The following is a 23,314-nucleotide window of genomic DNA, read 5'->3' on the forward strand; positions in this document are numbered from 1 at the left end:
CACGACCCGGGGCACGATCCGGCCGCCGGTCCAGCAGACGGACGGAGAACGCCCGGTGGGCGGCCCGTCAGCGGGCGGCGAGAGCCGCTTCCCCGGCCTGCCGCATGGCGGCCAGCGGGGCAGGAACGCGGCCGGTCATCTGCTCGACCTGGAGCAGGGCCTGGTGCACCAGCAGGTCGAGCCCGCCGACCACCGCCCCGCCGTTCGCCGACCAGGCGGCGGCGAGCGCGGTGGGCCACGGCTCGTACAGCACGTCGAAGAGGATGCCCGGGGCTTCCGGTACGGATCCGGCCAGGGCGTCGGTGGCGCCGGCCGGGGTGGTGGCGATGACCAGTGGCGCGCTCAGTGCCGCTGCCGCGTCCGCCCAGTCGGCGATCACGACGTCGACGCCGAGCCGCTCCCCCCAGGCCCGCATCTCGGCCGCGCGCTCGGGGCTGCGTACATAGGCGGTGACCGGTCCGGCGCAGATCGCCGCGAGCGCGGCCAGCGCGGAGGAGGCGGTGGCGCCGGCGCCGAGGACGGCGGCGGTCTCGACCTTGTCGACGCCGCGCTCGCGCAGGGCCGCGATCATGCCGGGGATGTCGGTGTTGTCACCGACCCGTCGGCCGTCCTCGGTGAACACGACCGTGTTGACGGCCTCCACGGAGGCGGCCGTCGCGCTGATCTCGTCGAGCAGCGGGATGATCGCGCGCTTGAGCGGCATGGTCAGCGACAGCCCGGCCCAGGAACCGTCCAGCCCCTGGATGAATCCGGGCAGCGCCGCCTCGTCGACCTCGAACCGGTCGTAGGACCAGTCGTCGAGGCCGAGTTCGGCGTACGCGGCGCGGTGCAGGACCGGGGAGAGGGAGTGGGCGATGGGCGAGCCGAGGACGGCGGCCCGGCGGCGAATATCAGCCAAGTCCCTGCTGTTCCTTCCACTTCTCGTTCAGCTTCTCGTGTTCCTCGACGGTCTTCGTGAATTCGGTCTTCTTGCCGTCGAGCGAGATGAAGAACATCCAGCCCTTCCCGGTCGGGTTGAGCGACGCCTTGATGGCGTCCATGCCCGGGTTGCCGATCGGCCCCGGCGGGAGACCCGTGTGGTAGTAGGTGTTGTAGGGGTCCGGGTTGGTCCGGATCTCCTTGGAGCCGATCGTGATCTTGCTCTGGTTCTTGAGGTAGTTGAACGCCGAGTCGAATTCGAGCTTGCGATTGGTGATCGTGTTGTCGGGTTCGAGCCGGTTGTAGACGACCTCGGCCATCTTGCGGAAGTCGTCGTGCGTGAGACCTTCCGCCTGCACCAGGCTCGCCACCGTGAGCACCTGCCACGGGCCGTCGAGGTTGTACTTCTTGGCCGTGGCCTTGAAGTCGATGTTCTCGTACTCCTTGTTGGCCCGCGCGACCATGCGCTTCAGCGCGTCCTCGGGCTTCGACCCCTTGGCGACCGGGTAGGCCGCCGGGTAGAGGAAGCCCTCCAGCGGGTCCTTCACATCCGGGTTGTCGTCCGCCCAGTCGGGCAGGCCCAGCGACTCCGCCTTGGTCTTGGCGATCTTCGCCGTGGTGCCCTTCTCCAGCTCCAGCCGCTTGTCGATCTCGGCATAGACCTTGATGTTACGGGTCCCCTCCGGGATCACGAACGCGTTCTGGCTCTTGGGGTCGAGCATCAGGTCGATCGCGCTGGCGGCGGACATCTCCTTCTTCATGAGGTAGACGCCGGCCTGGAGCAGCTTGCCCTTGGGGTTGTCGTTCTGCGCCGCGACGAAGGCGTCGGAGGACTTGATGACGCCCTTCTTGCGCAGGATGTTGGCGATGTCGTAGCCGAGCGAGCCTTCCGGGATCTCGACCTCGACCTCACCGGTGCCGGACCCCGCGAAGTCGGCCGGAGCGCCGAACTGCTTCTTCCAGAAGGTGTAGCCGACGTAGCTGACTCCGCCGAGGCCGCCGAGCAGGACGACGGAGACCACCAGGCAGGCACAGCCGCTGCGGCTCTTTTTCTTCTTGCCCTTGCCGCCCCGGCGCGAGGCGCGCGATCCGTCGTCGTCCGGGTCGTCGTCGCCGTCACGCGGCTCACGGCCGGCCGGATCGTCCGCACCGGTGAAGAAAGGATGCGTCTCTTCCTGCGGCTCGTCCGGGTCCCAGTCCGTCGACGGCTGCTGCTGGTGCTGGTGTTGTTCCTGCTGTTCGGGCGCGGCCTCGCGGCGGCCCGGGGGCTGCGGCGGGGGGTAGGCCTCGGGGGTGCCGTAGTAGTCCTGCGTCGCGTCGTAGCCGCCGGACTGCTGCGCGTACGGGTCCTGGGGCTCGGCCCCGTACGGCATGGCGGCCTGCTGCCCGGTGCCCCAGCCGCCGTTGTACTGCGGCTGGGCACCCGACTGCTGGGCGTACGGGTCCTGCTGGGGCGTGCCGTACTGCTGCTGATGATTCTGCTGCGGCTGCTGCCCGTACTGCTGCTGATGCTGGTGTTGCTGCTGGTCGTACGGCTGCGGCGGGTACTGCTGGTGGTTCTGGTGCTGCTGGGCGTACGGGTCCTGCGGATAGGACTGCTGCTGGTCGCCGTACTGGCCCTGGCCGTGGGCGGCCTGCCGGCCTCCCCATCCCTGGTCCCCGTACAAGGGGTCCTCGGGATGCCACGGTTCGGAGCCGGGGCCCCGGCCATACTCAGTCATCGATCCCCTAGAGCCGCGAGACGACGTTCCGTCTCTTCGCTTCGCTGTGCGGTGTTTGTTCGAACACCGCCGCATCGCGCGGAACGTTACCGTATCGCGATCAGACAACCACTTCGACGCCCTCACCGGGGGGATTGCCAGACGCCCGTTCGGACTCCAGAGCGTTCTGAAGGATCACCACAGCGGCAGCCTGGTCGATGACAGACCGGCCCTTCTTGGACTTCACGCCCGAGGCGCGCATCCCCTGAGCAGCCGTCACTGTGGTCATCCTCTCGTCCACCAGTCGCACCGGAACGGGCGCGATCGAACGAGCGAACACCTGCGCGAACTCGCGGACCTTGGCGGCCGCGGGGCCCTCGCCGCCGCCGAGGGAGCGCGGCAGACCGAGGATGACCTCGATCGGCTCGTACTCCTCGACGAGTCCGCGGAGCCGCCGGTGGGCGGCCGGGACATCGCGTCCCGGCACGGTCTCCACCGGCGTGGCCAGGATCCCGTCGGGGTCGCACGAGGCGACCCCGATCCGGGCGTCCCCGACGTCGACGGCGAGCCGTCGGCCTCGGCGCATCGCTGTCATCTCGCTCGTCACGCCGTCTCGGTGACGAGGCGTTCGACGGCGGCCACGGCGTCGCCGATGGCGGCCGGGTTCGTGCCGCCGCCCTGGGCGACGTCCGGCTTGCCGCCGCCACCGCCGCCGAGGGTCTTCGCGGCCGTACGCACGAGGTCACCGGCCTTGAGGCCGCGCTCGCGGGCCGCCTCGTTGGTGGCGATGACGGTGAGCGGGCGGCCGTTGGCCGTGGTGAACAGGGCCACGACAGCGGGCCGGCCGCCCTGGATGCGGCCGCGCACGTCCAGGACCAGCTTGCGCAGGTCGTCGGCGGAGGTGCCGTCGGGCACCTGGCCGGTGACCAGGGCGACGCCACGGACGTCCTTGGCGGACTCGACGAGCCCGGCGGCGGCCGCGAGGACCTTCTCCGCGCGGAACTTCTCGATCTCCTTCTCGGCGTCCTTCAGCTTGCCGAGCATGCCCGCGATCTTCTCCGGAAGCTCCTCGGGGCGGCCCTTGACCAGCTCCTGGAGCTGGGCGACGACCGTGTGCTCCTTGGCGAGGAAGTTGTACGCGTCGACGCCGACGAGGGCCTCGATGCGGCGCACGCCGGAGCCGATGGAGGACTCGCCGAGCAGCTTCACCAGACCCAGCTGGGCGGTGTTGTGGACGTGCGTGCCGCCGCACAGCTCCTTGGAGAAGTCGCCGATGGTGACGACGCGGACCCGCTCGCCGTACTTCTCGCCGAACTCGGCGATGGCGCCCTGCTTCTTGGCCTCGTCGATGGACATGACTTCGGCCTGGACGTCGAGTTCCCGCGAGAGGACCTCGTTGATCCGCTGCTCGACGTCGGTGAGGACCGTGCCGGGAACGGCGGCGGGCGAACCGAAGTCGAAGCGGAAGCGGCCCGGCGAGTTCTCCGAACCGGCCTGGGCGGCCGTCGGGCCGAGCGCGTCGCGCAGCGCCTGGTGCGTGAGGTGCGTGGCGCTGTGGGCGCGGGCGATGGCGCGACGGCGGGTGTTATCGATGGAGGCGAAGACGGAGGCTCCGACCGTCACCTCGCCGACCTGGACGACGCCCTTGTGGACATGGACGCCGGGGACCGGCTTCTGGACGTCGCGGACCTCGATCACGGCGCCGGTGTCGAGCCGGATGCGGCCGGTGTCGGCGAGCTGGCCGCCGCCCTCGGCGTAGAAGGGGGTGCGGTCGAGGACGACCTCGACCTCGTCGCCCTCGGTGGCGGCGGGCGAGGGCACGCCGTCGACCAGCAGACCGACGATGGTGGACTCGCCGGCGGTGGAGGTGTAGCCGGTGAACTCGGTGGCGCCGGAGGTGTCGGCGACCTCGCGGTAGGCGGACAGGTCGGCGTGACCGGTCTTCTTGGCGCGGGCGTCGGCCTTGGCCTTGTCGCGCTGCTCCTGCATGAGGCGACGGAAGCCGTCCTCGTCCACGGAGAGCCCCTGCTCGGCGGCCATCTCCAGGGTCAGGTCGATCGGGAAGCCCCAGGTGTCGTGGAGCAGGAACGCCTTGTCGCCGGCGAGGACCTGGCCGCCTGCGGCCTTGGTCTCGGTGACGGCGGTCTCCAGGATGTTGGTGCCGCCCTTGAGGGCCTTGAGGAAGGCGGCCTCCTCGGCGAGCGCGACCGTCTCGATGCGCTTGCGGTCGGTGATCAGCTCCGGGTACTGGAGGCCCATCGTGTCGATCACGACGTCGACCAGGTCCTTGACGACCGATCCGGTGGCGCCCATCAGGCGCATGTTGCGGATGGCGCGGCGCATGATGCGGCGCAGCACATAGCCGCGGCCCTCGTTGCCGGGGGTGACGCCGTCGCCGATGAGCATCACCGACGTACGGATGTGGTCGGCGACGACGCGGAGCGAGACGTCGGTGCCCTGCTCGGCGCCGTAGCGCACGCCGGTCAGCTCGGTGGCCTTGTCCATGACGACGCGCAGGGTGTCGGTCTCGTACATGTTCTGTACGCCCTGCAGGATCATCGCCAGGCGTTCGAGGCCGAGACCGGTGTCGATGTTCTTCGACGGCAGGTCCCCGAGGATCGGGAAGTCCTCCTTGCCGTCGCCGGCGCCGCGCTCGTACTGCATGAAGACCAGGTTCCAGATCTCCACGTAGCGCTCGTCGTTGACGGCCGGGCCGCCCTCGACGCCGAACTCGGGGCCGCGGTCGTAGTTGATCTCGGAGCAGGGGCCGCAGGGTCCGGGGACGCCCATGGACCAGAAGTTGTCCTTCTTGCCCAGGCGCTGGATGCGCTCGGCCGGGACGCCGATCTTGTCGCGCCAGATCTGCTCGGCCTCGTCGTCGTCGAGGTAGACGGTGATCCAGAGCTTCTCGGGGTCGAGGCCGTAGCCGCCGTCCTCGACGGAGTTGGTCAGCGCCTCCCAGGCGAGCTGGATGGCGCCTTCCTTGAAGTAGTCCCCGAAGGAGAAGTTGCCGCACATCTGGAAGAAGGTGCCGTGGCGGGTCGTCTTGCCGACCTCTTCGATGTCCGGCGTACGCACGCACTTCTGCACGCTGGTGACGCGCGGGGCGGGCGGCTTGACCTCGCCGAGGAAGTACGGCTTGAAGGGGACCATGCCCGCGGGGACCAGCAGCAGAGTCGGGTCGTCCGCGATGAGCGACGCCGAAGGCACGGCGGTGTGACCGCGCTCCTCGAAGAAGCTCAGCCAGCGGCGGCGGATTTCAGCCGACTCCATCAGTGGTCCTCATTCCGGTTGTTCGTTTTGTAGGGAAGCGTGCGGTACGTGTTCGCGGGCTCGGCCGCTTCGACGGCGAAGTGCCGCTGTACGGGAAGGTCGGGGTCTACCGGTGCGTCCAGGCCCAGGGCGCCGCCCAGTTCGGCTTCGCGGCGGACCATGCCCTCCCGTACGTCGAGGGCGAAGTCCTTGAGCTTGTGACCGGCCTCGACCGCCTTGTCCGCGGCCTGCGCCGCGAGGCTTTCGGGGGTCAGCTGCTTGAGCTTGCGGTTGACCTTGGTGGTGGCCCACACGCCGGCGGCTGCGCCGGCGGTGAACCAGAACGTGCGGCGGAACATCGCTGGATCAGTCCTTCTGTCCGCGGGCGTTTCGGCGTTCGCGCCTGCGTCCGCGCGCCGAGGGTACGGTCCGGCCGACGATCACCGTGCGGCGGGCGGAGCCACGGCCCCGTGCCGGTTCCGGTTCGGGCTCGGGCGTGGTGCGGCGGCCGAGGGCCTGCCGTACGCCGTAGCCGAAGGCGGCGACCTTGACGAGGGGGCCGCCGAACGTGGAGGCGACGGTGGTGGAGAGCGCCGAGGCGTTGGAGGTGACTTCCTGGACGTCGCTCGCGATGGCGTCGACCTTGTCCAGCTGGGTCTGCGCGGAGCGCACCGTCGCCGAGGCGTCGGCCAGCAGCGGAACGGCCTGGTCGGTCACGTCCGCCACCAGCTTGGTGGTCGCCCTGAGCGTCTGGGCGAGCCTCACCAGCACCACGGCGAGGAACGAGACCAGGATCGCCCAGAAGACGGCCACGAGGATCCCGGCCACCTCTCCACCGGACACTGTGCACCGCTCTCTGCTCGTCGCTCGGGCCCTACCGGGCCTTGTCCCACGAGCCTATCGCGCCGCGCATCTCCTCCCCTACCGCATTCCCCGCGGGCCGGGCGGGAGTTGCCCGACGAGATTGTACGGAGAGCTTTCAAGCCAGTACTCTGCGTGTTTCATGCGACGCCTGCAGGACCCCTCCCCCCATCCCGATGATCCGGACGCCCGCGCCGCGGCCGCGCCCGGCAACCTCCCGGCCGAACTGAACACGTTCGTGGGACGTGAGGACGAACTGGCCGAGCTGGGCGAGCTGCTGGAAAAGTCCCGGCTCGTCACCGTCTCCGGGGTGGCGGGCGTGGGCAAGACCCGGTGCGTGATCCGGGTCGCCGCCCTCCGGGAGAAACGGTACTGCGACGGGGTCCTGCTGGCCGAGCTGTCCGCCGTACGCCATCCCGACCTGCTGGAACACGCCCTGGTCGACGCACTGGGCCTGACCGACCACACCAGCAGGCCGCCACGCGCCGTCCTCGTCGAACACCTCTCCGAGCGCCGGACGCTGCTGGTGATCGACGGCTTCGAGCACCTCGTCGACGCCTGCGCCGACCTCGTCACCGAACTGCTGCGCCGGGCTCCGCGCCTCCAGGTGCTCGCGGCCGGGCGCTGCCCGCTCCGGGTGGACGGGGAACGGACGTACCCGCTCGCCCCGATGTCCGACGGGGACGCGGTGGAGCTCTTCACCGAACGGGCGCGCGGGGTGCGGCCGGGCTGGCAGCCGACGGCGGGCGAGCGGACGGCCGTGCTGGACCTCTGCCGCCGCCTCGACGGAATCCCGCTGGCCCTGGAGCTGGCGGCCGGGCGGCTGCGCGCCCTCTCGGTGGAGCAGGTGCTCCTGCGGCTGGACGACCGGTTCCGGCTGTTGACCGGCGGCCGTCGCGGCGCGCCGCCGCGCCACCAGACGCTGCGTACGGCGATCGGCTGGAGCCATGAGCTGTGCACGCCCGAGCAGCGGCTGCTGTGGGCGCGGCTGTCGGTGTTCGCCGGGCAGTTCGACCTGGAGGCCGCGGAGTACATCTGCGGCGGGGCGGATCTGCCGGCCGACGCGGTGCTCGATGTGCTGGACGAGCTGCTCGCCCAGTCGGTGGTGGAGCGCGAGGACGGGCCGGCCGGTGCCCGCTACCGGCTGCTGGACACGGTCAGCGAGTACGGGGCGCAGTGGCTGGCGGCCACCGGCGACGCCCAGCGGCTGCGGCGACGGCACCGGGACTGGTTCCTGGGGCTCGCGACCTGGTGCGAGCTGGACTGGTTCAGTCCGCGCCAGGCGGAGGTGGCGGCGCGGATCGACAGCGAGCTGCCCAATCTCCGCCGGGCGATGGAATGTTCGATGGAGAGCCCCGACGAGGTGCATCTGGCGCAGCATCTGGCGGGCACCCTGTGGTTCTACTGGGCGGGCTGCGGCCGGCTGTCCGAGGGGCGGCACTGGCTGGACCACGTCCTGGAGGAGCCGACGCCGCACGATGCCGCACGGCTGAAGGTGCTGTGGGTGCTGGGCTATGTGGCGGTGCTGCAGGGCGACGCGGTCGGCGCGATCTCGGCGCTCCAGGAGTGCCGGGAGGAGGCCGAGCGCTCCGGGGACGCGACGGCGCTGGCGTACGCGGTGCACCGCACGGGGTGTCTGGCGATCGTGACGGACGACATGGAGCGGGCCGAGGAGCTGCTCCGCGACGCGCTCGGCCGGTACCGCGAGGTCGGCGAGCTGAACAGCAATGTGCTGATGGCGCAGGTCGAGCTGGCCATGGCGGTGGCGTTCCTCGGCGATCTGGAAGCGGCGGCGGTGATCTGCGACGAGGTCCGGGAGATCTGCGAGGACCACGGGGAGCGGTGGGCGCTGGCGTACGCGCTGTACGTCCTGGCGTACGCGGCGCTGCGGCGGGGGCGGCCGGCCCGGGCGCGGCAGATGCTCGGGGAGTGCCTGACGATCGGCCGGACCTTCAACGATCTGCTGGGCACGGTGCTGTCGCTGGAGCTGCTGGCCCTGGTGACGGTGGTGGAGGGGGACGCCGGGGAGGCCGCCGTGCTCCAGGGCGCGGCGGAGGGCATCTGGCCGTCGGTGGGTCTGCAGCTGTTCGGCTCGGCGTTCTACGGGCGGCCGCGGGCGGAGTGCGAGGAGCAGGCGCGCCGGGAGCTGGGGAACGCGGCGTACGAGGAGGGGCTGCGGGCGGGCCGGCGGCTGGATCCGGACACCGCGGTGGCCCGGGCGCTGGCGGGCGGTCCGGGCTCGGCGTTGGACACGCCGGGCGCGGGCGGGGTGCCGGGCGGGCCCGGGGGAACTCGAAGGCCCGCCGCCTCCCGGATGACAGGGAGGGGCGGGCCGGAGCGCTGGTGAGAGCGGCTACGCCTGGATCAGCGGGCGTAGTACTCGACGACGAGCTGCTCGTCGCAGATCACCGGGATCTCCTTGCGGTTCGGGTCCCGGTCCAGGCGGAAGGCCAGGGCCTTCAGGTTCACCTGGAGGTAGCGCGGGGTCTCACCGTCGGTGTCGTAACCACCCTCGCGGGCCACCTGGAAGGGGACCTTGGAGCGGCTGCGCTCGCGGACCTGGACGACGTCGTCGGGGCGCACGCGGAAGGACGGCTTGTCGACCTTGCCACCGTTGACCTCGATGTGGCCGTGGACGACCATCTGGCGGGCCTGGTAGATGGTGCGGGCGATGCCCGAACGCAGGACCAGGGCGTCGAGGCGACGCTCGAGCTCGACGACCAGCGCCTCGCCCGTCTTGCCTTCGGCCTTCTTGGCGCGGTCGTAGGCGCGCGCCATCTGGCGCTCGCTGATGTCGTACTGCGCACGCAGGCGCTGCTTCTCCAGCAGACGGACCTTGTAGTCCGAGTTCTGCTTGCGGCCACGGCCGTGCTCGCCCGGCGGGTACGGACGAGCTTCGAAGTACTTGACAGCCTTCGGCGTCAGGGCGATGCCGAGAGCACGCGACTTCTTGACCTTGGGACGCGACTGGTTAGGCACGTTCTCCAGACCTCCGTTGTAGGTTAGGTTAGGCTTACCTTACTCAAGGAGATCGCATGTCTCGCCCTGGGAACACCACTCACGTCACGGACAGCACAGACAGCGGCAGCACACCAGAAGGTGCTGCTACGACGGAAGGCCGATCTGATCGTGGTCAGCCGCGTCCCAGCGGGCTTGAAAACACTCGGATGCCGTCAGCAGCCGAGCGCACACGAACTCTCGTACAGAGTACCTGCTCCGCGCTGCTCGTCGTACCGGGGCTCGATCTGGCCCGTGCGGAGCCACTGGTTCCGGACAGCAGGAGCGTGGGACCCGAGGGCGATCTGTTCCTCGAATTCCCCGCGGATTCCCCGGCGGTCCGGGCCGCGACGCACGCGCAGGGCGACGATCTGACCGCCGTGCTGGAGATCACGGACGTCGCTCCGGTCTCCGTACCGCACCGGATCCGCGGCCGCGCGTGGGTCTCCGGCTGGCTCACCTCCGTGCCCGGTATCGCCGAGCCCGGCCGGATGATGCTGCGCCTGGAGTTCGGCGAGGCGTACGTGGACGACCTCTGGGGCGCCGAGGACATCGAGGCGGAGGACTTCCGGGACGCGGCCCCCGACCCGCTGGCCTTCCACGAGGCGGAGCTGCTCCAGCATCTGCACTCCGCCCACGACGAGCAGATGCGCACCCTGTGCGGACTGCTGGGCGAGCGCACCGCCCGCGCCTGCTCCTCGCACCAGCCCAGGGCCGTGCCGGTCGCGCTGGACCGCTTCGGGCTGCGGGTCCGCTTCGTCGAGGGCCAGGGGTCCTGCTTCGACGCCCGCTTCGAATTCCCGGAGCCGGTGCGCGACGTCACCGAGCTGCGCCGGGCGATGCACACCCTCTTCGAGGCGGCCGCGTCCTGACCGGGCGGCTTGAAGACCCCTACGTCTGCTCGCCGCTCTCGCCGGAGCGGCCCAGGCGTTCGCGGACCCGCTCGACGACGTCCGCGTACCGCGCCTCGGCGCCGTAGCGGGTGGGGGTGTAGTACTGCCGGTCGCGGACCGCGTCCGGGGCGTACTGCTGGGCGGCGATGCCGCCCTGCACGTCGTGCGGATAGACATAGCCCTGGGCATGGCCGAGCTTGGCCGCGCCCTTGTAGTGACCGTCGCGCAGATGGGCCGGGACGGGGCCCGCGAGCCCCTTGCGGACATCCTCCTGCGCCGCGGAGATCGCCAGCGTCGCCGCGTTGGACTTGGGCGCGAGCGCCAGCGCGATGGTGGCGTGGCTGAGGGTGAGCGCGGCCTCCGGGAAACCGATCATGGCCACAGCCTGGGCGGCGGCCACGGCGGTCGGCAGCGCGGTGGGATCGGCCAGGCCGATGTCCTCGCTGGCCGAGATCATCAGCCGCCGGGCGATGAACCGCGGGTCCTCCCCCGCCTCGATCATCCGGGCCAGGTAGTGCAGAGCGGCGTCCACGTCGGAGCCGCGGATCGACTTGATGAGCGCGCTGGCCACGTCGTAGTGCTGGTCGCCGTCGCGGTCGTACTTCACGGCGGCGCGGTCGACGGTCGCCTCGACCGTCTCCAGGGTGATCTCCGCCTCCCCCGTGGCGATGGCCGCGCCCGCCGCGGCCTCCAGCGCCGTCAGGGCCCGGCGCGCGTCGCCGCCCGCGATGCGCAGGAGATGGGCCTCCGCGTCTTCGGGCAGGGCGACGGCTCCGCCGAGCCCGCGCTCGTCGGTGAGCGCCCGGCGCAGCAGATCGCGCAGATCGTCGTCGGTGAGCGGCTCCAGGGTGAGGAGCAGGGAGCGCGAGAGCAGCGGGGAGATGATCGAGAAGTACGGATTCTCCGTGGTGGCGGCGATGAGCGTCACCCAGCGGTTCTCCACGGCGGGCAGCAGGGAGTCCTGCTGGGCCTTGGAGAAGCGATGGATCTCGTCCAGGAAGAGGACGGTCTCCTTGCCGAAGCCACCGGTGGCGCGGCGCGCGCTCTCGATGACGGCCCGGACCTCCTTGACGCCCGCGGTGATCGCGGAGAGCTCCACGAAGCGCTTGTTGGTCGCCTTGCTGACCACGTACGCCAGGGTCGTCTTGCCGGTGCCGGGCGGGCCCCACAGGATCACCGACGACGCCCCGGCCGGACCGCCGCTCCCCTCGACGAGCCGGCGCAGCGGCGAGCCCGGCTTCAGCAGATGCTGCTGGCCGACGACCTCGTCGAGGATGCGCGGACGCATCCGGACAGCGAGGGGGCTGCTGGACGGGTCCTTCTCCTGGCGGTCTTCGGCGGCTGCGGTAAAGAGGTCGGGCTCCACGTCATGAAGCCTAAGCGACCCCACTGACAGCGCCGCCGCGGGCAGACCGCCCACGAGATCGGTAGGGGGCCGTCAGCTGGTCCAGAAGTCCCACCAGCGGGTCAGGATCAGCATGCCGATGATCCCGATCCACATCACCGGGAGCACCCAGGGGAACTCGGTGAGCCCGCTGCGCAGCCAGGCCGGGGCCGGGAGGATGCGGTGCTTGACGTTGTGCGTGGTCACGTAGCAGAACATGACGATGGTGGCGACCCAGGCCAGGCAGCACCACAGGCAGAGCGAGTTGATGTTGTAGAGCGACTGGTACTGGAGCCAGGTGCAGAAGCCGACGCCGAACAGCGTGCCGGCGTTCAGCCCCAGCCAGAACCAGCTGCGGTAGCGGGCGCCGGCGAGCAGGCCCATGCCGATCGCGATGACCATGCCGTACGTGACCAGGCCCAGCATCGGGTTGGGGAACCCGAACGCCGAGGCCTGCTCGCTCTTCATGATGTTGCCGCAGGCGACGACGGGGTTGAGGCTGCAGCCGGGGGTGAAGGAGGGGTCCTCCAGCAGCTTGAACTTGTCGATCGTGATGACCCAGGAGGCCAGCAGTCCGGCCGCGCCGGTGATCACCAGAAGCAGGGCGAGACCGCGTCCGGCCCCGAAGGTGCGCTTGCCGCCGCCCTCGTCCTGGTCGGAGGAGAGGTCGTGGTCTACCGCAGCAGTCGTCATATCGCCGTTCCGTCACCGAGTGGTCAGCCGGGCAAGGTCATTGTGCCGCACCCCTGTCCGGGTCAACCGTTCGATGGACATAAAGGTGTACGTCCGGTGGGCAGCGGATCGTCGCTCCCACGGGATGCTCGGACCCATGACGGAACTCGTGGTGAACGTGCGCGGACTGCGCAAGCGATACGGCGGTGTGACCGCGCTGGACGGCCTGGACCTGGGCATCCGGCGCGGCGAGGTGTGCGGACTGCTCGGCCCGAACGGCGCCGGGAAGAGCACCTGCGTGGGCGTGCTCCAGGGGCAGCGGGACCGGGACGGCGGCAGCGTGGAGGTCCTCGGCGTCGACCCCGCGACGGCCGACCGCCGTCAACGCTCCCGGGTCGGGATCGTCTGGCAGGATGAATCCACGCCCGCCGAGTTGACGGTACGGGAGACGGTCCGGCACTTCGCCCGCTACTACCCGCACCCGCGCGACCCCGACGAGACCATCGCCCTGGTCGGTCTGGAGGCCAAGGCGGGATCCCGGACCAAGGCCCTCTCGGGTGGTCAGCGCCGACGCCTCGATGTGGCGCTCGGGGTGATCGGCTCCCCCGAACTCCTCCTGCTCGACGAGCCGACCACCGGTTTCGATCCGGCGGCCCGGCGGCAGTTCTGGGAGCTGATCCGGCTGCTCGCGGACGGCGGCACCACCATCCTCCTCACCACGCACTATCTGGAGGAGGCCGAGGCGCTCGCCGACCGGCTCGTGGTCGTCGCCGCGGGCGCCGCGGTCGCCGAGGGAACTCCCGGGGAGCTACGGGCCCGGTACGGCACACACGCCACGGTCCGGTGGACGGGGCCCGACGGATCGCCGCGCTCCGAGGAGACCGGGACGCCGACCCGTACGGTCACCGCGCTCGCCGACCGCTTCGGCGGCGAGGTCCCGGGGCTGCTGGTCACCCGGCCCACGCTCGAAGACGTCTATCTGCGGCTCACCGGACAGTCGGAGGCCGTCCGATGACCGCCCCGGACACCACCGGACTGCCCGGTGCGTGGCGCCTGGGTCTGCTGCGCGGCGGTCTGGAACTGAAGCAGTTCTTCCGCCTGCGCGACCAGGTCGTCTTCTCGCTCGCCTTCCCCGTCGTCCTGCTGGTGCTGCTCGCCTCGATCTTCGGCGGTGAGGTGGCGGACGGCGAGGTCCCCGTCTCGCAGATCTATGTGGCCGCGATGCTCGGGGCGGGCATCATGGCGACCAGCTTCCAGTCGCTCGGCATCTCCATCGCGATCGAGCGCGACGAGCGGCTGCTGCGCCGGCTGATCTCCACACCGATGCCGCCCGCCGCCTACTTCCTGGGGAAGGTGTGGCTGGTCCTGGTCACCGGGGCCCTGGAGGCGGCCGTCCTGCTGGCGGTCGGGGTGGGACTGTACGATCTTGAGCTGCCCAGGGACGTGTCCACCTGGCTGACGTTCGGCTGGATCTTCCTGCTCGGGACGGCGGCCTGCGCGCTGCTCGGCATCGCGATCAGCAGCCTGCCCGGGTCGGGCCGGAGCGCGGGCTCGGTGGTCATCCTGCCGTTCCTGGTGCTCCAGTTCATCTCCGGCGTCTACATCCCGGCGAGCGAACTCCCGGACTGGATGCTGAACATCGGCGCCCTGTTCCCGCTGAAGTGGATGTGCCAGGGCTTTCGCGGGGTCTTTCTGCCCGAGTCGGCCGCCGTGCTGGAGCAGGCGGGCGGCTGGGAGTTCGGACGGATCGCCCTGGTGCTGGGCGCGTGGTGCATCGGAGGATTGCTGCTGTGTCTGCTGACGTTCCGCTGGAAGAGCCGGCGCGACGGCTGACCGGAGCGGGCGGGGCTCGTGACTCCGACGTCTGGGTCCGGTCGCTGCCTCCCTGGGACGGGTATTTCGCCGTGGTCTGGGCGGTCACCCTCGCCGTGGTGCTCGGGGCCGCCGAACCGTCGTGGCCGGTCCGTGTGACGGCTGCCGCGATCGTGGCGCTGAATCTGCCGTGGTACGTCCTGGTCGGCCGGCCGGCCATGCTGGACGACAGCGGGTCCGAGGGGCCGGCCCGCCGCTACGTGGTGGGGGCGCTGCTGCTCTTCCTGCCCACCGCGATGCTGGTCGGCGAGACGCAGCTCGTCACGTTCGCGCTGGCCCCGCAGTGCTTCATGCTGCTGCGGCTGCGGGACGCGCTGTGGGTGCTCGGCGGCATGGGCGCGGTGCCGTTCGTCGGCTGGACGCTGCTGTGGCATCCGACGGCGGGCGAGAGTGCGTTCCGGCTGCTGCTGGCGGTGGCGACCTTCGCGTTCAGCGCGTTCCTGGGCCGGTGGACGACGCGGATCATCGCCCAGAGCCGCGGCCGGGCCGCGCTGATCGCCGAGTTGGAGGCGGGCCGCGAGGAGATCGCCCGGCTGTCCACGGCGCACGGGGCGCTGGCGGAGCGGGAACGGATGTCGCGGGAGATCCACGACACGCTGGCCCAGGGCTTCACCAGCCTGCTGATGCTCTCCCAGGCCGTCGAGTCCGAGCTCGACCACGATCTGCCGCAGGCCCGGCTCCATGTGGCGCTGATGACCCGGACCGCGCGGGAGAACCTCGCCGAGGCACGGGCGCTGGTGGCCGGTGGCTCTCCGGCCGATCTGGCCGGCAACTCGCTGGCGGACGCCCTGAACCGGCTGACCGACCGGCACACCGCGCAGACCGGTGCCCCGGCCCGGCTGACGGTGGCCGGCGGCGTCCGCCCGCTGCCGACCGCGTACGAGGTCGTCGTCCTGCGCGCCTGCCAGGAGTCCCTCGCCAACACCCGTAAACACGCGGGCCCGTCCGTCCCGGTGACCGTCGTGCTGACGTACGCCTCCGACGCCCTGACCCTTTCCGTACGGGACGAGGGGTGCGGCTTCGACCCCCGGGCGCCGCGCGAGGGCTACGGTCTCGACGGCGTACGGGCCAGGGCCGAGGAGGCGGGCGGCGGCGCGGCGATCCGCAGTGCGCCGGGCGCCGGGACCTCCGTGACCGTGACCCTGCCGCTGCCCCCGGCCGCCCCGTCCGCGGGCGCCACCCGCGCCCCCTAGAAGGAGTTTGTGATGATCCGAGTCCTGCTGGCCGACGACCACCCCGTCGTACGGGAGGGGCTGCGCGGGATGCTGGACGCCGAGCCGGACCTCGATGTGGTGGGTGAGGCGTCCAGCGGTCCGCGCGCCGAGGCGCTCTGCGCCGAACTGCTGCCGGACATCGTGCTGATGGACCTGCGGATGCCGGGCGGCGGAGGCGTCGAGTCGATCCGCCGGATCCGGGCGGCCGGGCTGCCGTGCCGGGTCGTCGTGCTGACCACGTACGAGAGCGACAGCGACATCCTGCGCGCGGTGGAGGCCGGCGCGTCCGGTTATCTGCTCAAGGACCTGGGCCGGGCGGAGCTGGCGGACGCGATCCGGGCCGCGGCCCGGGGCGAGACCGTGCTCGCGCCGACGGTGGCGACCCGGCTGGTGGACCAGTTGCGCGAAGCCCCGGAGGTGCCCCGGCTCTCGGAGCGCGAGACGCAGGTGCTGCGGCTGGTGGCGGAGGGGTGCACCAACGCGGAGATCGGGCGGCGGCTGTTCATCGGCGAGTCGACGGTGAAGACCCATCTGCTGCGGGTCTTCGGCAAGCTGGGCGTCGGCGACCGGACCGCCGCGGTGACCGGGGCGATGCGCCACGGGCTGCTGTGAGCGGACGGAAAAGGCGCGGGCGGCAGGATCTGGAGTCCTGCCGCCCGCGCCCCGTTCACGGCTCTGTCAGCCGAGGCGCTTCGCCAGCTCGGCCGCGACCTCGGTCAGCGGCACCGCGTTCTGCTCGCCGGACTCCATGTCCTTGAGCTGGACGACGCCCTCGGCGAGATCGCGCTCGCCCGCCACCAGGGTGTAGCGCGCGCCCGAGCGGTTGGCGCTCTTCATCGCGCCCTTCAGCCCGCGGCCGCCGAACGCGAAGTCGGCGGCGATCCCCGCGCGGCGCAGCCCGGTGACGACGCCGAACAGCACCCGGCGGGCCTCCTCGCCGAGCGGGACCGCGTACACGCTGGTGGTGTAGGGCAGGTCGAGCTCGATGCCCTCGGCCTCCAGCGCGAGGACCGTGCGGTCCACGCCGAGCGCCCAGCCGACGGACGGCAGCTCGGGGCCGCCGATCATCTCGGACAGTCCGTCGTAGCGGCCGCCGCCGCCCACCGCGGACTGGGCGCCGAGACCGTCGTGGACGAACTCGAAGGTGGTGCGGGTGTAGTAGTCGAGGCCGCGCACCAGCTTCTCGTCGTCCTCGAAGACCACGCCCGCGGCCGTGAGGAGCGCCCGGACCTCCTCGTGGTACGCCTTGCACGCGTCGCAGAGGTAGTCGCGGAGCTTCGGGGCGTCGGTGAGCTGCTTCTGTACGTCGGCCCGCTTGTCGTCCAGGACGCGCAGCGGGTTGATCTCGATGCGGCGGCGGGTCTCCTCGTCGAGATCGAGGTCGCGCAGGAAGGTCTGGAGCGCCTCGCGGTAGACCGGGCGGCACTCCTTGTCGCCCAGCGAGTTCAGCAGGATGCGGAACTGCCGCAGGCCCAGCGAGCGGTACGCCTGGTCGGCGAGGATGATCAGCTCGGCGTCCAGGACCGGGTCCTCGGTGCCGATGGCCTCGGCGCCGACCTGCGAGAAGTGGCGGTAGCGGCCCGCCTGCGGGCGCTCGTAACGGTAGTACGAGCCGGAATACCAGAGCTTGACGGGGAGGTTGCCCGCCTTGTGGAGGTTGGCCTCCAGGGCCGCGCGCAGCACGGAAGCGGTGCCCTCGGGACGCAGCGCCAGCTGGTCGCCGCCCTTGGTGGTGAGGGTGTACATCTCCTTGGTGACGATGTCGGTGGACTCGCCGACACCGCGCGCGAAGAGCTCGACGTTCTCGAAGCCGGGCGTCTCGATGTAGCCGTAGCCGGAGTCGCGCAGCGGGGCCGCGATGGCCTCGCGCACCGCGAGGAACGTCGCGGAGCGGGGCGGGGTCAGGTCGTACGTGCCCTTGGGGGCCTGGAAGGTGCTCACGTTTACGTCTCTCGTTTACATTCCTCGGCGCGGCGCCGCGTCCAGACCGTTCAGGAACGGGTTGGAGGCGCGCTCGCGGCCGATGGTCGTCTGGGGGCCGTGGCCGGACAGCACCACGGTCGAGTCGTCGAGCGGCAGGCACACACGGGCCAGCGACTCGAGCAGCTCGGCGTGGTCGCCGCCGGGCAGGTCGGTGCGTCCGACGGAGCCGGCGAAGAGCAGGTCGCCCGAGAAGAGGACCGGCGGAATGTCCGCGGCCTCGGGCATCCCGAACGTCACCGACCCCTTGGTATGGCCGGGCGCGTGCGAGACGCCGAACTCCAGACCGGCCAGGGTCAGCTTCGAGCCGTCGGCCAGCTCCTTGACGTCGTCCGGCTCCCCCACGGTCAGCTCGCCCATGAGCGGCATCCCGATCGAGCGCCCGAGCGCCTTCCCCGGGTCGCTCATCATGTAGCGGTCCTCGGGGTGGATCCAGGCGGGGACGTCGTGGGCGCCGCAGACGGGGACGACCGAGGCGACATGGTCGATGTGGCCGTGGGTGAGCACGACGGCGACGGGCTTGAGCCGATGCTTCTTCAGCGCTTCCTCGACGCCCTGGGCGGCCTGGTGGCCCGGGTCGATGATCACGCACTCCTCACCGGCGGCGGGGGCGACCAGGTAGCAATTGGTCCCCCAGGCCCCGGCGGGGAACCCGGCAATGAGCACGATCGTCCTTAATGTTCGTCCGGAGGATGCGGCCGCAGCGAAGGATGCAGCAGATCAGAGCCTACCGGCGCTCCTCATGACACAGGTAACCCATATACGGTACGGGCAACTCAGGCCCTCATTTCACGACGTAACAAGGAGCCCAACCGGTGTCCAGCAGCGAACAGCGGCGGCGGCAGCTCGCCCGGGAAAAGTTCGAGCGCCAGCAGAAGCGCCGGGAGGAGGCCCGCCGCAGGACCAGGCGCATCACCGCGATCGTCGCGGCCTCGGTGGCCGTGGTCGCCGTCGTGGGCGTGAGCGCGTTCGTCGTATCGGGCAAGGACGACGACAAGGACAAGAAGACCGAGGCCGCCTCCAGCCAGAGCCCCGCTCCGGAGCCTTCGGAGAGCGAGAGCAAGGCTCCCACGCCTCCGATGAAGATCGACAAAAAGGCGAAGTACACGATGTCGCTCAAGACGAGCCAGGGCGACATCGCGTTCTCGATGGACGCGGCGAAGACCCCGGAGACGACGAACTCCTTCAAGGCGCTCGCCGACAAGGGCTACTTCGACGCCACCAAGTGCCACCGGCTGACCACCCAGGGCATCTTCGTGCTCCAGTGCGGCGACCCGAAGGGCGACGGCACCGGCGGCCCGGGCTACAACATCCCGGACGAGAACCTGGACGCGCTCGGCAAGGCGGGCGCCGACGGCACGGTGTCCTTCCCTCCGGGCACGGTGGCGATGGCCAATACCGGCCAGCCCGGCACCGGCGGCAGCCAGTTCTTCCTGGTCTACAAGGAGACGAAGCTCCCGCCCACCTACACCCCGTTCGGCACGATGGACGACGCCTCGCTGAAGGCGGTCCAGAAGGTCGGCGAGGCCGGTGTCGAGGGCGGCGCGGGCGACGGCGCCCCGAAGAAGGCCGTGACGATCGAGAAGGCTTCGGTCGAGAAGGACTGAACCGGCGGGACGGAAGCGGCAGGACGGCGACCGGCCGGGCGGCCACCGGCGGGGCGGGGAGCCGCCCCGGGCCGGAGCGGAGAATTTCGGCCGCGCTGAGTGCGGACAGCCGGGTGGCCGGTCGCCTAGATTGGCGTTGTGCAGGGCGGGCGAGGCCCGCCCCAGGAAACTGTGGACGATGCCCGGGGGGCGAACCCCCTCGCAGGTATCAGGTGGAGGAGGCGCTGTGAGCAGCGACCCGTGGGGCCGCGTCGATGAGACGGGCACCGTGTACGTGCGTACAGCCGACGGCGAGCAGGTCGTCGGATCGTGGCAGGCCGGTTCCCCCGAGGAGGCTCTGGCCTATTTCGAGCGCAAGTACGACGGCATTGTGGTCGAGATCGGCCTCCTCGAACGGCGGGTGAAGACCACCGACCTGTCGGCCAAGGACGCGACGACGGCGATCGACCATCTGCGGCAGCAGGTCGACGAGCACCACGCGGTGGGCGACCTCGACGCGCTGCGCAAGCGGCTGGACGCGCTCGTCTCGACGGTCGAGGCGCGCCGCGAGGAGCGCAAGGTCCTCAAGGCCAAGCAGACCGACGAGGCCAAGCAGGCCAAGGAGGCTCTGGTCGCCGAGGCGGAGGAGCTGGCGCAGAGCGAGCAGTGGCGGTCGGCCGGTGAGCGGCTGCGGGCGCTGGTGGACACCTGGAAGGGTCTCCCCCGCCTCGACCGCAAGTCGGACGACGAGCTGTGGCACCGCTTCTCGCACGCCCGATCGGCGTTCTCCAAGCGGCGCAAGGCGCACTTCGCCGCGCTGGACGCCCAGCGCGAGGACGCCCGCAAGGCCAAGGAGAAGCTGGTCACCGAGGCCGAGGCGCTGTCCGGCTCCACGGACTGGGTGACCACGGCCGCGCGCTACCGCGACCTGATGACCGAGTGGAAGGCGGCGGGCCGCGCCCAGCGCGAGGCCGAGGACGACCTGTGGAACCGCTTCCGCGGCGCCCAGGACGTCTTCTTCGCCGCCCGCGGCGAGGTCTTCGCCGAGCGGGACGCCGAGCAGGGCGAGAACCTCAAGCTCAAGGAGGAGCTCGCCGCCGAGGCCGAGAAGCTGGTGCCGGTGAAGGACCTCAAGGCGGCCCGGGCCGCGTTCCGGTCCATCAACGAGCGCTGGGAGGCCATCGGGCACGTACCGCGTGACGCCCGCCCGAAGGTCGAGGGCCGGATGCAGGCGGTGGAGCGGGCGCTCCAGGAGTCCGAGGAGTCCGAGTGGCGCCGGACGAACCCGGAGGCGCGGGCCCGCGCCGCAGGTCTGACCGGTCAGCTCCAGGCCGCCGTGGACAAGCTGCGCGGCCAGATCGACACGGCGCGTGCCCAGGGCAACAACGCCCGTGCGGACAAGCTGGCCAAGGAGCTGGAGGGCCGGCAGGCGCTGCTGGACCAGGCGCTGAAGGGCCTGGAGGAGTTCGGCGGCTGATCACGGCTGTCAGAAGGCCCCGGTACGCGATGCGTACCGGGGCCTTTCCGTTGCCGCTGTTACGGCCTGCGGGCCGAAGTGACCCGGTAGACGTCGTAGACGCCCTCCACGCCGCGTACGGCCTTCAGGACGTGGCCCAGGTGCTTGGGGTCGCCCATCTCGAAGGTGAAGCGCGAGGTGGCCACCCGGTCGCGGGAGGTCTGGACGGCCGCCGAGAGGATGTTGACGTGCTGGTCGGAGAGGATCCGGGTGACGTCGGAGAGCAGCCGGGAGCGGTCCAGCGCCTCGACCTGGATGGCGACCAGGAAGACCGAGGACTGCGTGGGGGCCCACTCGACTTCCAGGATCCGTTCGGGCTGCTGCGAGAGCGATTCCACGTTGACGCAGTCGGCGCGGTGCACGGAGACGCCGCTGCCCCGGGTGACGAAGCCGATGATCGGGTCGCCGGGAACGGGCGTACAACAGCGGGCCAGCTTGACCCAGACGTCCTCGACGCCCTTGACGACGACGCCGGGGTCCGCGTTGGCACGGCGCTTGCTGCGGCCACCGTGCGAGGGCGGGGTGGACTCGGCGAGGTCCTCGTTGGCCTCGTCGTGGCCGCCGAGCGCCTGCACCAGCTTCTGCACGACGCCGGCGGCGGCGACATGGCCCTCGCCGATCGCCGCGTACAGCGAGGAGATGTCCGGGTAGCGCATCTCATGGGCGAGGGTGACCAGCGAGTCGCCGGTGAGGATGCGCTGGATCGGCAGGTTCTGCTTGCGCATGGCGCGCGCGATGGCGTCCTTGCCCTGCTCGATGGCCTCGTCGCGGCGCTCCTTGGAGAACCAGGCGCGGATCTTGTTGCGGGCGCGCGGCGACTTGACGAAGCCGAGCCAGTCCCGGGAGGGTCCGGCGCCGGCCGCCTTGGAGGTGAAGACCTCGACCAGATCGCCGTTGTCGAGCGTCGATTCGAGCGGGACGAGCCGCCCGTTGACGCGTGCTCCTATGGTCCGGTGGCCGACCTCGGTGTGGACGGCGTACGCGAAGTCGACGGGGGTCGCGCCGGCGGGCAGCGCTATCACGTCGCCCTTCGGCGTGAAGACGAAGACCTCGTTGCGCGAGAGGTCGAAGCGCAGGGACTCCAGGAACTCGCTGGGGTCCTCGGTCTCCTTCTGCCAGTCCAGGAGCTGGCGCAGCCACGCCATGTCGTTGACGGTGTCCTGGCCGCGGCCGGTGTTCTTGGGGATGTCGGTGCGCACCTTGGAGGCGCCCGCGACGGCCTCCTGCTTGTACTTCCAGTGCGCGGCGATGCCGTACTCGGCGCGGCGGTGCATGTCGAACGTACGGATCTGGAGCTCGACGGGCTTGCCGCTGGGACCGATCACCGTGGTGTGCAGTGACTGGTACATGTTGAACTTCGGCATCGCGATGTAGTCCTTGAACCGCCCGGGCACCGGGTTCCACCGGGCGTGGACGGTGCCGAGCGCCGCGTAGCAGTCGCGGACGGTGTCGACGAGGACGCGGATGCCGACCAGGTCGTAGATCTCGGCGAAGTCGCGGCCTCGCACGATCATCTTCTGGTAGACGCTGTAGTAGTGCTTGGGGCGGCCGGTGACGGTGGCCTTGATGCGGGCGGCGCGCAGGTCGGACTGGACCTCGTCGGTCACTATGGCGAGGTATTCGTCGCGCTTGGGGGCCCGCTCGGCGACGAGGCGGACGATCTCGTCGTACATCTTGGGGTAGAGGATCGCGAAGGCGAGGTCCTCCAGCTCCCACTTGATGGTGTTCATGCCCAGCCGGTGTGCCAGCGGGGCGTAGATCTCCAGCGTCTCGCGGGCCTTCTTCTCCTGCTTCTCCCGCTTGAGGTAGCGCATGGTGCGCATGTTGTGCAGGCGGTCGGCGAGCTTGATGACCAGGACCCGGGGGTCCTTGGCCATGGCGACGACCATCTTGCGTACGGTCTCGGCCTGCGCGGCCTCGCCGAACTTGACCTTGTCCAGCTTGGTGACGCCGTCGACGAGCAGGGCGACCTGGTCGCCGAAGTCGCGCTTGAGGGTGTCCAGGCCGTACTCGGTGTCCTCGACGGTGTCGTGCAGCAGGCCCGCCATCAGCGTCGCCGGGTCCATGCCGAGCTCGGCGAGGATCGTGGTGACGGCCAGCGGGTGGGTGATGTAGGGGTCGCCGCTCTTACGCTTCTGGCCCCGGTGCCAGCGCTCGGCGACCTGGTAGGCCTTCTCGATCTGGCGGAGCGTGGCCGACTCGATCTTGGGGTCGTTGCCCCGGACCGTACGCAGGAGGGGTTCCAGGACCGGGTTGTACGGGCTGGAGCGCTGTACGCCCAGTCGGGCGAGGCGGGCCCGCACGCGGTTGGACGAGCCGCCGCTGCGGGAGGCGGACCCGGCGGAGGCTCCGGCCTTGGCGGGGGGTCCGGGCGGCGGGGGTTTGGGCGCGGCTGCGGCCGGCTTCTTGGCCGGCGGCTGCGCCGGGCTGTCGGTCGCGGCCGGTTTCGGGGCCTCGGGGGCCGCGGGC

General features: G+C 70.9%; 20 protein-coding genes. 8 read left to right on the top strand and 12 right to left on the bottom strand.

Going from position 1 to position 23,314, the window contains the following annotated elements; all coding sequences use genetic code 11:
• Positions 1-67: 67 nt before the first annotated feature.
• The 6 genes from G3I54_RS01065 to G3I54_RS01090 form a co-directional block, all read right to left on the bottom strand.
• Complete coding sequence (locus G3I54_RS01065; protein ID WP_164610118.1) at positions 68-898, bottom strand: shikimate dehydrogenase; 831 nt, start codon at positions 896-898, stop codon at positions 68-70.
• Complete coding sequence (gene mltG, locus G3I54_RS01070) at positions 891-2,639, bottom strand: endolytic transglycosylase MltG (RefSeq protein ID WP_164610120.1); 1,749 nt, start codon at positions 2,637-2,639, stop codon at positions 891-893. Before mltG ends, G3I54_RS01065 begins: the two co-directional genes overlap by 8 nt.
• A gap of 100 nt (positions 2,640-2,739) precedes the next feature.
• Entirely contained in the window at positions 2,740-3,213 is a 474-nt protein-coding gene (ruvX, locus tag G3I54_RS01075) for a Holliday junction resolvase RuvX (protein WP_181011087.1), read from the bottom strand.
• A gap of 8 nt (positions 3,214-3,221) precedes the next feature.
• Entirely contained in the window at positions 3,222-5,891 is a 2,670-nt protein-coding gene (alaS, locus tag G3I54_RS01080; protein WP_164610124.1) for an alanine--tRNA ligase, read from the bottom strand.
• Positions 5,891-6,229 (bottom strand): DUF6167 family protein, encoded by a 339-nt coding sequence (locus G3I54_RS01085; protein WP_164610126.1) that lies wholly within the window; start codon positions 6,227-6,229, stop codon positions 5,891-5,893. Before G3I54_RS01085 ends, alaS begins: the two co-directional genes overlap by 1 nt.
• Before the next feature lie 7 nt (positions 6,230-6,236).
• Positions 6,237-6,698 (bottom strand): DUF948 domain-containing protein, encoded by a 462-nt coding sequence (locus G3I54_RS01090; RefSeq protein WP_164610128.1) that lies wholly within the window; start codon positions 6,696-6,698, stop codon positions 6,237-6,239.
• A gap of 175 nt (positions 6,699-6,873) precedes the next feature.
• Here G3I54_RS01090 and G3I54_RS01095 point away from each other — a divergent pair, with 175 nt between their 5' ends.
• Positions 6,874-9,078: an AAA family ATPase gene (locus G3I54_RS01095; protein WP_164610130.1), complete on the top strand. Its 2,205-nt coding sequence runs from the start codon at positions 6,874-6,876 to the stop codon at positions 9,076-9,078.
• A gap of 17 nt (positions 9,079-9,095) precedes the next feature.
• On the opposite strand, the gene rpsD is transcribed toward G3I54_RS01095, so the two are convergent.
• The gene (gene rpsD / locus G3I54_RS01100) at positions 9,096-9,710 is read right to left on the bottom strand and encodes a 30S ribosomal protein S4 (protein ID WP_018524225.1); all 615 of its coding nucleotides are present in this window, start codon (positions 9,708-9,710) and stop codon (positions 9,096-9,098) included.
• Positions 9,711-9,898: 188 nt separating this feature from the next.
• Between rpsD and G3I54_RS01105 the strand changes: the two genes are divergently transcribed.
• The gene (locus G3I54_RS01105) at positions 9,899-10,600 is read left to right on the top strand and encodes a DUF2470 domain-containing protein (RefSeq protein WP_164610132.1); all 702 of its coding nucleotides are present in this window, start codon (positions 9,899-9,901) and stop codon (positions 10,598-10,600) included.
• Positions 10,601-10,619: 19 nt separating this feature from the next.
• On the opposite strand, the gene G3I54_RS01110 is transcribed toward G3I54_RS01105, so the two are convergent.
• On the bottom strand, positions 10,620-11,987 hold the full coding sequence (locus tag G3I54_RS01110) for a replication-associated recombination protein A (protein WP_164610134.1): 1,368 nt from the start codon (positions 11,985-11,987) through the stop codon (positions 10,620-10,622).
• A gap of 72 nt (positions 11,988-12,059) precedes the next feature.
• Complete coding sequence (locus G3I54_RS01115) at positions 12,060-12,698, bottom strand: vitamin K epoxide reductase family protein (protein WP_103512196.1); 639 nt, start codon at positions 12,696-12,698, stop codon at positions 12,060-12,062.
• Between the two features lie 136 nt (positions 12,699-12,834).
• Here G3I54_RS01115 and G3I54_RS01120 point away from each other — a divergent pair, with 136 nt between their 5' ends.
• The 4 genes from G3I54_RS01120 to G3I54_RS01135 are packed head-to-tail and all read left to right on the top strand — an operon-like array spanning position 12,835 to position 16,375.
• Positions 12,835-13,692: an ABC transporter ATP-binding protein gene (locus G3I54_RS01120; RefSeq protein ID WP_164610136.1), complete on the top strand. Its 858-nt coding sequence runs from the start codon at positions 12,835-12,837 to the stop codon at positions 13,690-13,692.
• Entirely contained in the window at positions 13,689-14,510 is an 822-nt protein-coding gene (locus G3I54_RS01125) for an ABC transporter permease (protein ID WP_164610139.1), read from the top strand. The genes G3I54_RS01120 and G3I54_RS01125 overlap by 4 nt, the downstream gene beginning before the upstream one ends.
• Positions 14,468-15,742: a sensor histidine kinase gene (locus G3I54_RS01130; protein ID WP_164610141.1), complete on the top strand. Its 1,275-nt coding sequence runs from the start codon at positions 14,468-14,470 to the stop codon at positions 15,740-15,742. Before G3I54_RS01125 ends, G3I54_RS01130 begins: the two co-directional genes overlap by 43 nt.
• A gap of 12 nt (positions 15,743-15,754) precedes the next feature.
• Positions 15,755-16,375: a response regulator transcription factor gene (locus tag G3I54_RS01135; RefSeq protein WP_164610143.1), complete on the top strand. Its 621-nt coding sequence runs from the start codon at positions 15,755-15,757 to the stop codon at positions 16,373-16,375.
• A 66-nt stretch (positions 16,376-16,441) separates the two neighbouring features.
• On the opposite strand, the gene hisS is transcribed toward G3I54_RS01135, so the two are convergent.
• Both hisS and G3I54_RS01145 read right to left on the bottom strand, forming a co-directional pair.
• Positions 16,442-17,704, bottom strand: a complete 1,263-nt coding sequence (gene hisS / locus G3I54_RS01140; RefSeq protein ID WP_164610145.1) for a histidine--tRNA ligase — start codon at positions 17,702-17,704, stop codon at positions 16,442-16,444.
• A gap of 15 nt (positions 17,705-17,719) precedes the next feature.
• Positions 17,720-18,409, bottom strand: a complete 690-nt coding sequence (locus G3I54_RS01145) for an MBL fold metallo-hydrolase (protein WP_164610147.1) — start codon at positions 18,407-18,409, stop codon at positions 17,720-17,722.
• Between the two features lie 149 nt (positions 18,410-18,558).
• Between G3I54_RS01145 and G3I54_RS01150 the strand changes: the two genes are divergently transcribed.
• A complete protein-coding gene (locus tag G3I54_RS01150; RefSeq protein WP_164610149.1) occupies positions 18,559-19,350 on the top strand; it encodes a peptidylprolyl isomerase in 792 nt (263 codons plus the stop codon).
• A 226-nt stretch (positions 19,351-19,576) separates the two neighbouring features.
• The gene (locus G3I54_RS01155) at positions 19,577-20,806 is read left to right on the top strand and encodes a DUF349 domain-containing protein (RefSeq protein ID WP_164610151.1); all 1,230 of its coding nucleotides are present in this window, start codon (positions 19,577-19,579) and stop codon (positions 20,804-20,806) included.
• A 59-nt stretch (positions 20,807-20,865) separates the two neighbouring features.
• Here G3I54_RS01155 and G3I54_RS01160 read toward each other — a convergent pair whose 3' ends face one another.
• Entirely contained in the window at positions 20,866-23,148 is a 2,283-nt protein-coding gene (locus tag G3I54_RS01160; protein ID WP_164610153.1) for a bifunctional (p)ppGpp synthetase/guanosine-3',5'-bis(diphosphate) 3'-pyrophosphohydrolase, read from the bottom strand.
• Positions 23,149-23,314: the final 166 nt, after the last annotated feature.

The sequence above is a fragment of the Streptomyces sp. SID14515 genome (assembly GCF_010548505.1).
GTDB classification, from domain to species: domain Bacteria; phylum Actinomycetota; class Actinomycetes; order Streptomycetales; family Streptomycetaceae; genus Streptomyces; species Streptomyces caviscabies.